The 14322-nt window shown below is 48.5% G+C and carries 11 protein-coding genes; 1 reads left to right on the forward strand and 10 read right to left on the reverse strand.

Annotated features, from left to right (window positions below; all coding sequences use genetic code 11):
• Positions 1-20: 20 nt before the first annotated feature.
• From AC1DVE_RS03045 to AC1DVE_RS03075, 7 genes are all read right to left on the reverse strand, one after another.
• Positions 21-560 carry an acyltransferase gene (locus AC1DVE_RS03045; RefSeq protein ID WP_223534919.1) on the reverse strand — a complete coding sequence of 180 codons (540 nt, stop codon included), beginning with the start codon at positions 558-560 and terminating at the stop codon, positions 21-23.
• The gene (locus AC1DVE_RS03050) at positions 557-1750 is read right to left on the reverse strand and encodes a glycosyltransferase (RefSeq protein ID WP_223534917.1); all 1194 of its coding nucleotides are present in this window, start codon (positions 1748-1750) and stop codon (positions 557-559) included. The genes AC1DVE_RS03045 and AC1DVE_RS03050 overlap by 4 nt, the downstream gene beginning before the upstream one ends.
• A gap of 132 nt (positions 1751-1882) precedes the next feature.
• Entirely contained in the window at positions 1883-2617 is a 735-nt protein-coding gene (locus tag AC1DVE_RS03055; RefSeq protein ID WP_477783725.1) for a hypothetical protein, read from the reverse strand.
• Between the two features lie 685 nt (positions 2618-3302).
• On the reverse strand, positions 3303-4601 hold the full coding sequence (locus tag AC1DVE_RS03060; RefSeq protein WP_477783726.1) for a lipopolysaccharide biosynthesis protein: 1299 nt from the start codon (positions 4599-4601) through the stop codon (positions 3303-3305).
• Positions 4602-4711: 110 nt separating this feature from the next.
• A complete protein-coding gene (locus tag AC1DVE_RS03065; protein ID WP_477783727.1) occupies positions 4712-6046 on the reverse strand; it encodes a UDP-glucose dehydrogenase family protein in 1335 nt (444 codons plus the stop codon).
• Positions 6047-6557: 511 nt separating this feature from the next.
• Positions 6558-8783: a polysaccharide biosynthesis tyrosine autokinase gene (locus tag AC1DVE_RS03070; RefSeq protein WP_223534909.1), complete on the reverse strand. Its 2226-nt coding sequence runs from the start codon at positions 8781-8783 to the stop codon at positions 6558-6560.
• 37 nt (positions 8784-8820) lie between these two features.
• Positions 8821-9261, reverse strand: a complete 441-nt coding sequence (locus tag AC1DVE_RS03075; protein WP_223534905.1) for a low molecular weight protein-tyrosine-phosphatase — start codon at positions 9259-9261, stop codon at positions 8821-8823.
• 629 nt (positions 9262-9890) lie between these two features.
• Between AC1DVE_RS03075 and rfaH the strand changes: the two genes are divergently transcribed.
• Positions 9891-10421, forward strand: coding sequence for a transcription/translation regulatory transformer protein RfaH (rfaH, locus tag AC1DVE_RS03080; RefSeq protein WP_223535068.1), 531 nt, complete (start codon positions 9891-9893; stop codon positions 10419-10421).
• A gap of 676 nt (positions 10422-11097) precedes the next feature.
• Here the strand turns inward: rfaH and AC1DVE_RS03085 are convergent.
• The 3 genes from AC1DVE_RS03085 to AC1DVE_RS03095 all read right to left on the reverse strand — a co-directional run bounded on the left by AC1DVE_RS03085 (position 11098) and on the right by AC1DVE_RS03095 (position 14303).
• Complete coding sequence (locus AC1DVE_RS03085; RefSeq protein WP_477783728.1) at positions 11098-12492, reverse strand: undecaprenyl-phosphate glucose phosphotransferase; 1395 nt, start codon at positions 12490-12492, stop codon at positions 11098-11100.
• Between the two features lie 346 nt (positions 12493-12838).
• A complete protein-coding gene (locus AC1DVE_RS03090; protein ID WP_477783729.1) occupies positions 12839-13525 on the reverse strand; it encodes a winged helix-turn-helix domain-containing protein in 687 nt (228 codons plus the stop codon).
• 34 nt (positions 13526-13559) lie between these two features.
• Entirely contained in the window at positions 13560-14303 is a 744-nt protein-coding gene (locus tag AC1DVE_RS03095) for an EAL domain-containing protein (RefSeq protein ID WP_477783730.1), read from the reverse strand.
• Positions 14304-14322 lie beyond the last annotated feature (19 nt).

Raw genomic sequence — 14322 nt, forward strand, 5'->3', positions numbered from 1 at the left:
TAAAGCTCTTTTTAACTGTATTATATGCCGAGTTTATCAGCATAATTACCGTGGTAGATTTCGCTATTTAGTTGCTTTAGATGGAAAACTTCATCTTCAGTCGATTTGAATCTGTCTTTGATGAGTTTGGCTGGTACACCAGCAACAACGGTAAATGCTTTCACGTCTTTTGTGACGATGGAACCAGCTGCTACGATAGCCCCGTCACCAATCGTAGTTCCAGACAACACTATAACGTTTGCGCCAATCCATACATCCCGACCTATACAGGTTTCTTTGAATTCGGGACGGCCACTGAAAATCACTGGAGTTCCTGGTATGTCGAATACGTGATCATTTCCAATAATTTTTACTGAGGGGCCGAGCATAGTATATGCTCCGAGGGATACTCCGGGGCCGACCTCGCAGTTTGGCCCTATAAAGCTGAATGCGCCTGCAACTAAATCTTTTGAAATTGACGAGTTAGTGCATGCCAGAAAAGTCGGATGAACTGAGCGTAAACCGAATCTTAGCCGGCAGTAGATTCTACGTAAAAAACGTATTGTCTCGCGGAGTTTCATTTGGTTGCACCTTCTTCGAATAATGTAAATGCTTCGTCTCCATTTGAAGCTGGAACATTATTTATGGCCATTTTCAAGATCTCGATCTGTTTTGAAGGGTTGTAAATGCGGTCGACCATAGCGAAACAGTTCTTACGTGTTTGATCTCTGTTGGGAAAACGAGATGGGAAAGAAGCTAAGATTTCGGCGAGATGTTCAGTGTCACCTGTTTTGAAAAGCTCTCCAGTAAAACCTGTAACTACGGCTTCAACCTCTGGCATTTGGCTAACGATGTCGTCGTGGCTAATAACCGGCGTCCCGTACATTAGACTATGCATTGCTGTAAGCCCGATTTTGCCTGGAGAAATTGTTACATCTGATTGGTAGAGAACTTCTGCAATTTTTTGTTCTTCGTAAATGGATCCTAGAAAATTAACGCTCAATGATAGCTCTTTAGCTTTGGCTTCAAGTGTGGAGCGTTCTGGTCCGTCACCAATAATGACTACGTTGAAAATGATATTGGACGAATTTCTTGCTTGGACAATAGCGTCAAAAAGAATGTCATAACGGCATGTGTATGTAAGGCGTGATATACATGAAATAGTTAAGTTGTTTGGTGATGCGCTATATTTAATTGGTGTGGAAGTCAGTTTATTTCTGACGACCAGTTGCGATTCGTAATCGAGTGAGTTGAAACCTACGTATATGTTCTTCGCATTAAAGCCAAGGCTGATCGCATTTTTTTTTGCGTTGAAACCATATGTGTAAAAAGCATGAGCTAGTGAGAAAAAGTATTTTCTGATTATGTTACTTTTGTTCGGCTCCGAAGATTTAAAGCCATGTCCCCAAAAAACAACTCTTTTTTTTCTTAGGCGGCAAATGCCTGCGGCTAACCACGTGGTGAGGTGATTTGGGTTAGCTAAAAACACATAGGTAGAGTAATTGCCGGTCAGCGAGTCCCATAATAGCCTCGGCTGAATCATTAGTTTGCCGATGTAAAAACACTTGGCCGGAATGAAGTGTACATTACTTGGAAACGGAAATATTTTAATGCCTTCGACACCAGTTGAGTCTCCAATAAATGTTGCTGGGAGCTCTTTGTAGATTTTCTCAATGATGCCTTTCCTGTAGTGTGGAAAGAAGTGATAGCAAAAGGCTACTCTGCTGGAGTTGTCTTTGTTGTGTGTTTGTGATTGTTTTAGGTCTGGCATATTATAATCGACTATGTACTGTAAGAGGAGGTGGATGGCCAGCAATATTTAGATAGTTAGTACTCTAGTGCTTGCCTATGAGCAAGCATAGATCTCTAGGTTGAAATATTAATCAGGTTAGCGTGCTTGTGGCTAATCGTGTAGAACCGGGTTGCTTTCTGATGTTTGAGATCGATGACTCGTTTTTTCACGCTTACTGATAAAATTAATTGTTTGCTGCTTCTTCCTGATAATCAAGCGCTTTGCTAAAGATTGATATGCGTTGAATGCAACTGTAATGCAAACAATTGAGAAGATTGAAATCGCAAGGAATGAGAACTCGAATCGCCATGAGGCAAATGCTACAAAAAAACCTGCGTATGTTAATATACGTCCCTTGGGAAGTAGCAATACAGAGCAAAATACAATGGCGTTAAATAAATAAACAAAAGCGCCGAACCAAGAGAAGTTGCCGAAGGCTTCTCCTAGTAGTGTCGAATTTAAAGATAAAACGTTTGAGCCTGATATGTCGTAACCCATGCGCGCATTGAAACTGCTGGGTTTGTTTTCCCATAATGTTTTCGGTAAGAAAAAAATTAGAGATTTAATGTATATTGTTTCTCCTAGAAGGTAGTTTTCACTCCTCTGGTATTTCTCCAAGGCATAACGCATTACCAGTATGTTTGAAGACTCAAAGGCAGAGTTGAATGTCTTTCCAATTTTACTTTCCGACGTGTCTTCAGTGCTGTAGCCGGTTTCAATAGCGTATTTGGTTTGCTCTAAACTCGCACCTTCGCTCCACATCAAGCCGCGTATCATAGGGAATAGCGCGTTGAACTCAAGAAGTAGTGGGGCCATAAGAACAGCGATGAGTATGAATCTTTTCATCTGAACTCTGTAAGTGCCCGCAAGAGCGATCAAAGAAAAGAGCAATATTATTCTGTTCGATGAGATGACTAGTTCGAGTGCAGAGAAGATGATTAATATAATAGTCGCGGTTTTTTTTGATACGATAGATTTTGAGTGGCAGTAGAGGATTATTCCGGGAATTATAACGCGTAGAACATTATAAAAGTTTCCCGAGATAACGGCGGCTGTGCTCGAAGAGTAAAGTTCGTGATTGTTTTCCATCCAATGCCCGCCTGCAGCTTTGCCGGAACTGATAAACGTAAAGGTTGCGAGAGTAACATATGTAAATAAGATGAACTTGTAATAGCTGGCAAGGTTTTTGTCTGTTACGGCCAAGAATCGTGAGGCGAGTTTCTTTTTGTGATAGGGGAAATAGTAGATTGCCACTGTTGCGAGGCAGCCTAAAAATAGATATGCAAAAAGGTACGTCTTGCTAGAGATGGTAAGTGCCGGCAGTCCAATTTGGGCATCATTGATCTCCCCCAACAGAAGCAGTTGTGTGATAGGGGCGCCAATGAAGTAACAAAAGCCTAGCACAAATCCACTAGCTGGGTCGAAACGACCTTTTTAAGTATATGTATGGATAGGGAAATTGAAGTTATTGAGATGATGAGGCAGAAAGCGAAGTTTAATATGGTTTGCATTATTTGATGTTCTGCGTTTTTTATTTCATGAGCTTTGCAAGATCACCAATTACTGGTGTTGCTGTTTTTTTGAGCCAATTAGTGATGGATAAGTCCAACATTCGGGATGTTGTGATCATGACGGCAATGCAAATGATTACTTCAACTGCTAAGAGGCCTAATGCTGCTCCTGCTTCGCCCAGGTTTGGTATTAGATATATCAGAGCTCCACAACCTGCAATCTGAATTGCTAAGTAAAGCTTTGATATGTGCATGTGTCTATTAGTTGCGCACGGGACCATTATGCCAACACTCCAAAAAGCCCCGGCGAAAGACGATGCTGTTAGAAGTAGAAATACTGGCCAGTTAAATGCTAGTTCTCCATGAGTCCATAAATTGAAAGCTGTGGGTCCTAAGACTATCAATACCACACATGCGATAAGTGATAGCCAGAATATTACTTGGCTACCTTTGATTAAGAGTATTTTAATAGCTTCATGATTGCTTGCGCCGTAAGCAGTTGCCATCTCAGGCTCGATTGTTCTTGATATTGCAAGGAGTGGTTGAAGCGCAACTCTGCATAGTGTGCGCAGAGAGGAGAAGCCCGCTACAAAAGAAGGTCCCAATATCAAGCCTATTAATATTCTTGAACCTTGTATGTTTATTGCATCGCCTAGCGGAAAGGAAAGGTTGGATATGGAAGGCAAAAAAAGTTTCTTCATCTCTGTAAATGACGCTTTTTTCATTCCGTGGCGAATTTTTTTTTCTCGAGATATTAGGTTAAACCACATGCATAGTGCGCCAATGGATGTGCCGATGACCATGCCCGCTGCTGCGGTTGTCACATTGCCTCCGAATAATATTGCGGCGCTCATTCCAGTAAATGACAGTATGTATATTAGTACTTGATACATCTCTCCAGTGGCGTAGTTGCCTCGGCAGGTAAAGGCGCCGCGTAGCAAGCCACATTGAAACATAATTGCTATTTGGGTTGTTAGAAGAACAGTTGCGTAAAATAGTGTGCTGTTATTTACTGTGGTGAATTTGAATAATTCAGCTAGTGGAAACAAATATGTTGCCGTTGCAACCCCTGCGAGCATCACGACAGAGACTAATAGGAGAGTGATCCATGTGCTCTGATAAGTCGTGATGGCCCCCTCTTCATTTTGGCCAGCTATCTGCATGGTCATTTGACGCTGTGCGGTTTTGGTTAGTCCACCATCACTCAGTGCTAATGCAGTGGGTAAGGCAGTAATCATCAACCACTCCCCATAACCTTGCGCCCCCCAGAAGCTGAGCAGTAATGGAATTTCTGCCAGCCTCATAAAAAGCTGCGACATTTGCATTAGTCCATTTGCGCCCAAGCCACGGGCAAGCCTATTAAGTGTAGGGTTTTTGAAACTAAGCATAAATTAATCGCACTGGCTCAAAGGGGGGGCTTAATGTTGGCTTAAAGCGGGTTTTTTCTTCCTATTGAATAGCATGCAATACCCTTATTGTGGAGTTTTACGGGATTGAATAAGTTTCTACCGTCAAAGACCACAGGCTGTCGAAGATGCTTTTTTATTAGCTCGAAATCTGGAGCTTTAAATGCCTGCCATTCCGTGACAATTACCAATGCTTCTGCGCCTTTCAGTGCCGCTTCTTTTGTGCCACACAAGCTAAGGTCATCTCTGCTGCCATAAATGCGCTGAGTTTCTTCCATAGCTTCTGGGTCATAAGCTTGTACTTTTGCACCTGCTTGCCAAAGCGCTTCCATTAAGATTCTACTTGGAGCTTCGCGCATATCATCTGTGTTAGGTTTAAAGCTCAGGCCCCACAAAGCAAAAATCTTGTTATGCAAATCACCATTGAAGTGTTTTGATATTTTCTTGAACAACACGGATTTCTGTTCATCATTTCGGTTTTCCACGGCCTTTAGCACTTTGGCATCAAAATCGATGCTGTCAGCAGTACGGATAAGTGCCTGCACATCTTTCGGGAAACACGAGCCGCCGTAGCCAACACCTGCATATAAAAACTGGTAGCCGATACGTGGGTCGGAGCCAATACCCTGGCGAACCATTTCAATATCGGCTCCGAGCATTTCTGCCAGGTTGGCCATCTCGTTCATAAAGCTGATTTTTGTAGCCAGCATGCAATTGGCGGCGTATTTGGTCAGCTCGGCGCTGCGCACGTCCATCACGATGATTTTTTCGTGATTGCGGTTGAAGGGGGCGTACAGCTCGCGCATGACATCTTCAGCAGTTTTGCTATTGCTACCGATGACGATACGGTCCGGGCGCATACAGTCAGCGACAGCGGAACCTTCCTTGAGAAACTCAGGGTTGGATACCACATCAAAGCCCAGGTCTTCACGTTGACGCGCCGCCAGAACTTGCGCAATTTTGGCACTAACCTTATCGGCGGTACCTACGGGCACTGTGGACTTGTCGATAATGATCTGATGGCCTTCCATATGCTGGGCAATGGTTTCGGCAACGGCCAGTACATATTTAAGGTCTGCGGAGCCATCTTCGTCTGGGGGGGTGCCCACAGCGATAAATTGCACTTCGCCATGCTTCACGCCTGCTGCTGCGTCGGTGGTGAAGTTCAGGCGGCCAGCGGCATGGTTTTCTTTTACCAGTGCTTCCAGGCCAGGCTCGTAGATGGGGATATGACCCTGCTTCAGGCGTTCGACCTTGTTGGCATCGATATCAATACAGACTACGTCGTGGCCGACCTCAGCGAGGACGGCGCCTTGCACCAGGCCAACATAACCGATGCCAAAAACTGTGACTTTCATGTCGATTCCCTTTGAGCGTGTGGCGTGTGGTGAAAAGTAAATAGGTCTAAGTTAATTGCCGGACGGTGTCTAAATGCAAGGCAGAACGTCTGCGCTACATGCTGGAACACGCTCTCAGGCTTTAATGGCCGCATCGACCAAGCGCAGGGCCAATCGGGCATACCGGTCCCGCCAGCTAACCGGTTCCGTTTTTTTGCCGCAGGTGCGGCAACTGACGCGGCGCAGAACTACTTTCAACTGCGTGGGTTGACCTGGAATTGGCACATCGAGGATGTGCTCTTGTGTCGTGCATGGCATCAGCAGTCACTGAGTTGGCCCACGAATAGGTGAGCCATTCAACTTATACATTAGCCAGGGTGGTGATCAGGCATGCTACCGCCCCAGGATTACATGCAAGTCCCTGAAAGCAGCTTGATTTATTCAGATGTTCACATTCTATGTTGCAGATGCAGTAAATGAGCGCCCTTAGAGTCTCAGACGCGCTCGGCTATCATTAAAAATGGTGTGCAAATTAAACGCTGTCCGACTTATATTCGTAGTTGTAATAACCATAGTCGCCATAGCCGTATTTGGCGGAGGCGCGTTTTTCGACGCCATTGAAAATGGCGCCTTTCAAATCAATGCCATTTTGAGCAAAGCGACGCATGGTCAATTCGATTTCACGAACCGGGTTAAGCGCAAAACGCGTCACAATCAAGCTGGTGCCCGACTGGCGGCCGACAATGGCCGCATCCGTCACCGCCAGCAACGGCGGGGTATCCAGAATCACCAGGTCGTATTGAGCGCTGACTTGCTCCAGAAAGGCACTGAAGTTCGAGTGCATTAGCAGTTCTGAAGGATTGGGCGGTATTTGGCCGCGGCCGATAACGTCAAGGTTCTGGATTTCAGTTTTATTAATCGCGGTTGCAAGGTCGCAGCGCTTAACCAGTAAATCAGAAAGCCCGTTCTCAGCGGGGACTCCGAATACTTTATGCAGATACCCTTTGCGCATATCCACGTCGATGAGCAATACACGCTGGCCGGTCTGAGCGACGACTGCGGCGAGGTTGGCGGAAATGAACGTTTTACCTACCTTGGGGCTCGGGCCGGAGATCATCAGGCGATTATTGCTGGCTTCGAGCATGGCGAAGTGCAGGCTGGTGCGCAGGCTGCGCAATCCTTCTATGGCCAGGTCGGTGGGGTGACTACTGGCCAGTATGGGAGCGACTTTGTTGGCGCGGCCCCGGCTACTACGGGGGATTTTGTTTTCTTCACCTTTCTGCAGCGTGCTGAAAGGAATGGTTGCATACACCGGCAACCCCAACTGTTCAATTTGATCCGGACTTTCCACGCCGCGGTTAAGGGCTTTGCGAAAAAGCACCACTGCAATCGCCAGGAGAGCCCCGAACAGGGTGGCAATGAGTACGATGAGGGCCTTCTTGGGCTTAACGGGCTTGCGCAGATCCACGTCGGCGGTATCGATCAAGCGCACATTGCCCACGGTGCCGGCACGCATCACATCCAGTTCCTGGGATTTATTCAGGAGCTGGGTATAAATTTCGGTGCTGACTTTTACATCGCGGGTGAGGCTAAGCAGTTCTTGCTGCGTTGACGGCAGGCCCTCGACTTTTTTGGCCAAGCCATCCTGCTTGGCTGTCAGCTCGCCTAATTGGCTGAGCAAGGCCCGATAGGCGGGGTGCTGACGGGTAAACTTGCGATCCATTTCCGCTTGCTGCATTTTCAGTGCGGAGATGCTGGTATCAAGCGCCACGATCTGATCGAGAATGGCTTTGGCTTCCAGGCTGATATCGATGGATTTACTACGAATTTGATACTTGTTCAGGGCGTTTTCGGCTTTTTCCAGATCTTTACGGACCTGAGGTAGCTGATCTTTTAGAAACTCCAGGCTTTGAGCGGCTTCGGCCGACGTCCGCTCGACATTTTGCCGTACATAGAGCTTGGCGATTTCATTGAGGATTTGAATGGCTTCGGCCGGTTTCTCGCTTTCAAGAGCCAGTCCGATCATGCCGGATTCTTTACCGCGCTCCGATACATCAAGTACCTTTTGGTACTTCAAAATACTGGTCAGGCGTGGGTCACGCACAATGCTGAACGTTGTACCCGGATTCGCCCGCAACACTTCGACCTGCAGTTGAATGCCGTCTTGGTCATAGGCTTGTCCCACTTGGCTTTGGACCAGAACATTGTCGTCTTCATCCAGCAACGTAAAATGATCGTTTTCACCGGTGACCAACGTGAGCGTCTTACTCAGGAGCTCTTGTGGGAGTTTGAGCTGAAATATTTTCAGGGTTTCGCCACCCCAGGCAAAACTGTTCATGCCAAACCATGGCGTCGCGACCGTATTAACAGCGTCTGGCTTGAACCGACGAGCAATAAAGTCGCCGATCACCGGAAAACGGTTCGGCTCGACAGTGATATCGAGCGATAGATTGTCGACAACCTTGCCGATGATGGCGCGCGACTTGATTAATTCAATTTCTGTGGCTGAAGGCGACTCTTTACCCAGCATGCTGTTGATATCGGAGAAGCCGAGCATGTCATTTTTTTTGGCCTCCACCTGTATCAAGGCAGTTGCCTGGTAAACAGGAGTGGCCAACACCGCATAGGCCGTTCCAACGACCATGGAGGCAGCAGTGATCCCGGCAATCAACCATTTATGATCGACCAGTGTCCCAAGTAGGCCCATCAAGTCGATTTCATCATCGTCATGTGAGGTTAATGCTGGAGTTTGCTGCATAAGTGGGTTCTTTTTTAACAGGTGTTCGAGGAATGGTTTAGCGTGCGAGACGCGTTGCCCAGGCGGCTACTGCTTCTTCAATCAACGCGTATGCATGCACAAAAGCGGGTTTGCCTTGACGGTAGGGGTCGCTGATTTCACGGTTTTCCTGCCACTTGCCCAGCAAGAAGACCTTTCCACGCGCTTCAGGTGCGATCTTGAGAACACGGTCTATGTGCGACTGCTCCATCACCAGGATCAGATCCGATTCGCTGATGGCGGCAGGGGTCAGTTGATTGGCTTTGTGCTCTTTTGGCAGATGGCCATGTTCTTCCAGGACGATCCGGGCGGTGGGCTCGATAGGGTGGTCTTGTAGCGCGCCAAGACCGGCGGAGCTGACTTCGATGTCGGACCGGACCAGTGCTTCTCGCAACAAATGTTCTGCAGTAGGACTTCGGCAAATGTTGCCAATGCAAACGATTAGAATCTTGTTAAACAAGGCAACCTCCCTGGAAATTCCACACTTACGGTGATGGTGCAATTGGAAAGACTGAAATTCTACTTTTCTTCAATGGCACTTTTTTGACGGTTTGCAGCTATTGGGTGTGTGCCTCTTTCCGTGAGGAGTTACCGTACTGGATGAAGCTTTTCACTGCGAAGACTCTGGTCTGCTGGAATCCGGACTGGGAGCGTGCTTAACAGTTGCTATGGTAAAAATCATAACTGGCAACCCACGACAACATCAACCATTAAATGCCATGTGATTATTGAATGCCATACAGCAAAAAAAATATCCACATACAAATCCAGATATTAAATAACATTTCTGTCTGTTATCGGACGATTTATAACGTTTTCGGTTTTTTTGTGTTGTCCTGTATTGGGCTGTGTTAAATATCGCGGGTGTAGTTTGATGATAAGTGTAAGGCGGTTGCATTGGGTAATGCGTTCCCTGGCATTCGTTTATTGCCAATAAGTTTCGCGTGTTTTTAAAGGGCGAAGTTTCCATGATCGGCCAACTCCGTTTTCCAGGTGCGTTTCCATCCTTGGGAGAATTCCGACGCAAGGTCGGGGAGAAAACCACGGAGCTACTTGACCATATAGGCGCAGAAGGGGCTGATTGTGTCCATCCATAGTGCTTCGGCTGTTCAAACGGCCTTGCCTGAGAGTCTCACCGCCAGTGCATGGTATTTGGTTCAATGCAAGGCGAGCCAGGACGAGCGTGCAGAGATCAATCTGGTTAACCAGGGATATACCTGTTTTCGCCCTGCGCACCTGCGCGAGCGTGTTTTACAGGGGCGCAGGAGGGCTGTTCGTGAATCGCTGTTCCCGGGTTATCTGTTTATCCAGCTCGGCTCGGGTGAGAGCTGGGCGCCTTTGCGTTCTACCCGCGGTGTATTGCGAATTGTCAGTTTTGGGGGCAAGCCGCTGCCCGTGGGTGATGACTTGATCGCCCAGCTTTATGAGCGCGATAGCGGAGCCCCTGTGGAGGCTCGGTTTGCCTGTGGAGAGAGGGTGCGTATCAATGAGGGGCCTTTTGTCGATGTGGAGGCGATCTTCCTGGCGATGGTGGGAGAGCAGCGAGTGTTGCTCCTGATGACACTACTGCAGCGTGAGCAAAGAATTAGCGTCCCCTTGGCTGATATCAGTAAGCATTGATACGGCGCATTGCTCACTTGTCATCATCGCAATCTTCCTTGCAGCGTCTTTCAAGGTCGATGCCATGCCGCTCTGATTCGCCAGGCGCCTTTCAGGGTATGGACCTGGCGGTTGTCGTCCGTGCATCCGTCAGGATGTTTGTGGGTGCCCGTCACAATGCGCTCGGCCAGCCAATCAACGAGCAGATACCGTTCTGGCAACAAGGTCAGTTGCCCTCATCTTCGCTTCCCCTCCCAGTAGGCATTGTGCTTTTTTCGCAGCACCTGGAAAGCAGCGGTCTCAGCCAAGGCCGCATCTTTGCGGCGTAGCTGGCGTTCCAACTCGCGAATACGGTTTTTGTCGTGACGCGATTGCCCGGTATCCACTTTTTTAACGACCGACTGCTGCCGTTGTGCCTGCCTGACGCAAGCTTGTTGAGGTGCAAAGGGTTCAGTCTGAAAGTAAGCCCGGGCGTGCCGATATCGCCCTGAATCTGGTCAACAAGCTGTACGGTATATAGATATAGCGGGGATTTAAAAGAAGTCGGCGATGAGCATCGCCACGAAAGTTGGCAGCAGAACAGTCTGCCGGTGTTGGTGCAGTTGCAGGCGTGGCTGGTGAAGGTCCAGCCACGGGTGACGAGGCTAACGCACTGCGCAAATGGCTTGCGTCCCCTGGTTAGCCTGCAGGCACACCATCAATAAATGTCTTTTGACAGCAAGGTGAACGGCGTCTTCACCAGGATTTTCACGTCCAGCCACAACGACCAGTTATTGATGTACTTGAGGTCGATCTCGACGCGCTTCTGCATCTTGTCGATGGTGTCGGTCTCGCCGCGGCAACCGTTGATTTGAGCCAGCCCGGTGATCCCCGGTTTGATTCGGTGGCGCGCCATGTAGGCGAGAATCTTGCCGGAGTAGTAGTTATTGTGCGCAACGGCATGAGGACGTGGCCCGACCAGCGCCATATGGCCCTGCAAGACGTTGAACAATTGCGGTAGCTCATCGATGGAGGTGCGGCGGATAAAGCGCCCGATCGGGGTGATCCGCGAGTCGTTACGACTGGCTTGCTTGACCTCGTGATCGTCATGCACGCGCATCGAGCGAAACTTCCAGACCTTGATGACCTTCCCGTTCCAGCCATGGCGGTCCTGTTTGAAAAACACTGGGCCATGGGAGGTGAATTTGACGGCCAGGCCAATGATCAGCAGTAACGGGCTTAGGGCGACAATGGCCATCAGCGCCACGCTTTTATCGAACAGGCTTTTACTCAGGGCGGCAGTGGGTTGGCTGGTCAGCGGGCATTCAATCAAATGGATTGCCGGCATGCCATCCACATCACTGACCGAGTGATTGAGCAGCGTCAGGCTGTTCAAGTCCGGGACCCAGACCACATCGACGTTGGCATCCAGCAAGTCGACATACATTTCTTCGATTTGTGCCGCTTCGCTCAGGGGCAGTGTGATGTACAGGCGTCGGATGTCATGGGTCTTGATCAGTTCGAGCAGTTCCTCTTGCGGGCCTACGACAGGTGGCATACCCGTCTCCGGCAAGGGAGTGGTGTCGGAGCTTACCAGGCCGACCAACGGGAAGTGCTCGAGGGCACGAAGCTTGTTAGCCAAGCCCAGTGCCAGCTCGCCAGTACCCACAATCAGCGTTCTACGCTCAATTTGCAGCGCCCGTTGGTAGTACTTCGAAAAACCATGCAGTGGGACGTACAACAACGCCTGCCCGATGTAGCTGCAGAAAGCCCATACCAGGATGATTTGACGAGAAAACAGTTCGTTGGCCTTACAGAGGAAGGCGACAATAGCTAGCGCTGCCAGTGTCATTGACCAACCCATCAGAAGTCTCAGCAAGCCCTCCAGGTAATTGTCCTTCTTTGCATAGGCGCCGCACCAGGTATAGGCTGGAACCGATGCTAGTACAGTAAGCGTTGCACACACTCGATAATAGAACTCTACCGTTCCAGTCTGGTAGTAAACCAATAGAAGTAACAGGGCGACAGCAAAGCCCTGACCCAGTACCCACTGACCCCAGAAGGTCAATCCTTTGAGGTTGGTATTTCGACTGATACGAAGATTGTTAACCATGCGATATCCCCAAAATACGTCCATTCGCGTTTCGACAGACAACAGCCAAAGTTGATGAAGCAAGAGTTATTGTTTTTATAAGATGGCGTTGCATTGACGAGCGAAACGCCAACGAGCGGCGCTCTCATCAGTGAATAGAATAATTTATTGACGCGAGTACTGTCTGACGACTTTTAACGAGAGGTTGGTGTAACTGGTTGATATATCTGGGCGAGAATGGCGTTAGAAATGGTCTGGGTTCGGGTTTTTAACACGGCTTTATAGAGGGGGGCGGTGAGGGAGGTGCGGGGGAATGGCGTGCTTTTTTATTGTTGTATTGCACGACCAGGGCGAAAATCTGAATTGTTCAGGCCAGATTTTTTACGCGTACGATTTTTTGTATTACGCAGTACCCACGATTCCTTACTGCACGAAAAAGGCGTTCGCCTTTACTGGCGTTTTTAAACTTTTCCTGCAGTCGGCTTAGGCACATTTCGAGACCCCGATAATGTTCGGGTTCTCTGCCGATGCTACGGATAAGGTCGTCCTTGCTGACCACGCGATCATCATGGTGCAGCATTTTTTTAAGCAGCGTGGCCTCCAGGCCAGTCAAGGCAATCTCCACGTCATCTTTGATCAACGCGCCACTGACATCGCTCAGTCGCCAGGTTTCAGTCGGCGGCACGTGCGGTTTGGCCGGCTGGGGGACACATTCCCTGGTGTCATTCCTGGAGTTGTCTGCAGTTGATGTGAAATGAGTAAATTTCGACACGGATTGCGCAGCTTGCCATTCGGACTTGAACGTCGAAAGTATGCGCTGCGTATCATGCTTGATAACCGGAGGCGCCATTTTGGCCACATGCGGGGAAATAAATTCCATAAGCTTGGGGGCAGAAGTGGGTGGGGCAACGCCCTCAAAAAACATCTTTGCCTGTGACGTGCCGTAAGTGTTATATCGCTTGCTGGACAGTAATGCCTCAAGCTCCAGTTGTAGTGCGGGGTTGTGAGTAACCACGACAAAGTATTTTCTGGGGAGGTTTATGCTGCTATCCATGGCTCTCTCCTGAGTTGCGCGTCTGGGTCTTGGTTTAAAGGTTGTCGGCAGGGGAGTAATGACTCCCTTGAAAGTAATCAAAGGGCAGTGCGCGTGCCAGTATATGGCTAGCAGCATGCTCGACTCTGTCCGCTATAAAGGCGACTTTTGTGTTGTGAGTGAGCATGGTCATACGCTCGTGGAGACGATTGAATAACTCTGGGTTGCCACTGAGCTTGAGGCTCAAGTCTAGAGAGGAGGTGGAAATCTTTATATAGTCGAATAGATTCAGGGTTGTAAAGATTTCGATACTTTCATCGTCGATGTTGTAGTCGTCGAGTGCGATTTCTATGCCGTGATCTTTCAACAGATATACGTTGTGAAGGATTTTCTTTTTTTCTGCGAAGCTGACTGCAGAGAGAGGGAGCTCATTGAGCACGATAACCAGTGTCTGGCCAAATTCGCGCAGAGCAGCGCCGGTCTGTATCAGCTCTTCCGTGAGCGCAGAGTTGACGAGATCTGACTGTCCTACGCAAACAAATCTACGGCTTAAGTATTTATTTCCGTTGGTGGTGTTGTGATCTTTCAGCGAAAATGCAATCAGCCGGGTTTGCATCAGTACTTCACTGTAGATCCCACTCATCTGATGCGCCTCTGGCGCGCAGGGCGCGGAAGCACAGTCGTCAAAATGTATTCTGATCTCGCTGCCAAACGGGCAATCATCCCGAGTGAGGATCAATTGTCGAGACAGGTAATGCTCTGCGTGATCGTAGAGTCGCACGCTCCCTGTTGCGTTCATAAAACAGAAACTCCCTTCT

Source organism: Pseudomonas sp. P4_B4, assembly GCF_056402255.1.

Excerpts from the sequence above, each read along its gene's own strand:
- AC1DVE_RS03045 (WP_223534919.1), bottom strand. The coding sequence starts at position 560 with ATGAAACTCCGCGAGACAATACGTTTTTTACGTAGAATCTACTGCCGG.
- AC1DVE_RS03050 (WP_223534917.1), bottom strand. The coding sequence starts at position 1,750 with ATGCCAGACCTAAAACAATCACAAACACACAACAAAGACAACTCCAGC.
- AC1DVE_RS03055 (WP_477783725.1), bottom strand. The coding sequence starts at position 2,617 with ATGAAAAGATTCATACTCATCGCTGTTCTTATGGCCCCACTACTTCTT.
- AC1DVE_RS03060 (WP_477783726.1), bottom strand. The coding sequence starts at position 4,601 with ATGTCGCAGCTTTTTATGAGGCTGGCAGAAATTCCATTACTGCTCAGC.
- AC1DVE_RS03065 (WP_477783727.1), bottom strand. The coding sequence starts at position 6,046 with ATGAAAGTCACAGTTTTTGGCATCGGTTATGTTGGCCTGGTGCAAGGC.
- AC1DVE_RS03070 (WP_223534909.1), bottom strand. The coding sequence starts at position 8,783 with ATGCAGCAAACTCCAGCATTAACCTCACATGACGATGATGAAATCGAC.
- AC1DVE_RS03085 (WP_477783728.1), bottom strand. The coding sequence starts at position 12,492 with ATGGTTAACAATCTTCGTATCAGTCGAAATACCAACCTCAAAGGATTG.
- AC1DVE_RS03090 (WP_477783729.1), bottom strand. The coding sequence starts at position 13,525 with ATGGATAGCAGCATAAACCTCCCCAGAAAATACTTTGTCGTGGTTACT.
- AC1DVE_RS03095 (WP_477783730.1), bottom strand. The coding sequence starts at position 14,303 with ATGAACGCAACAGGGAGCGTGCGACTCTACGATCACGCAGAGCATTAC.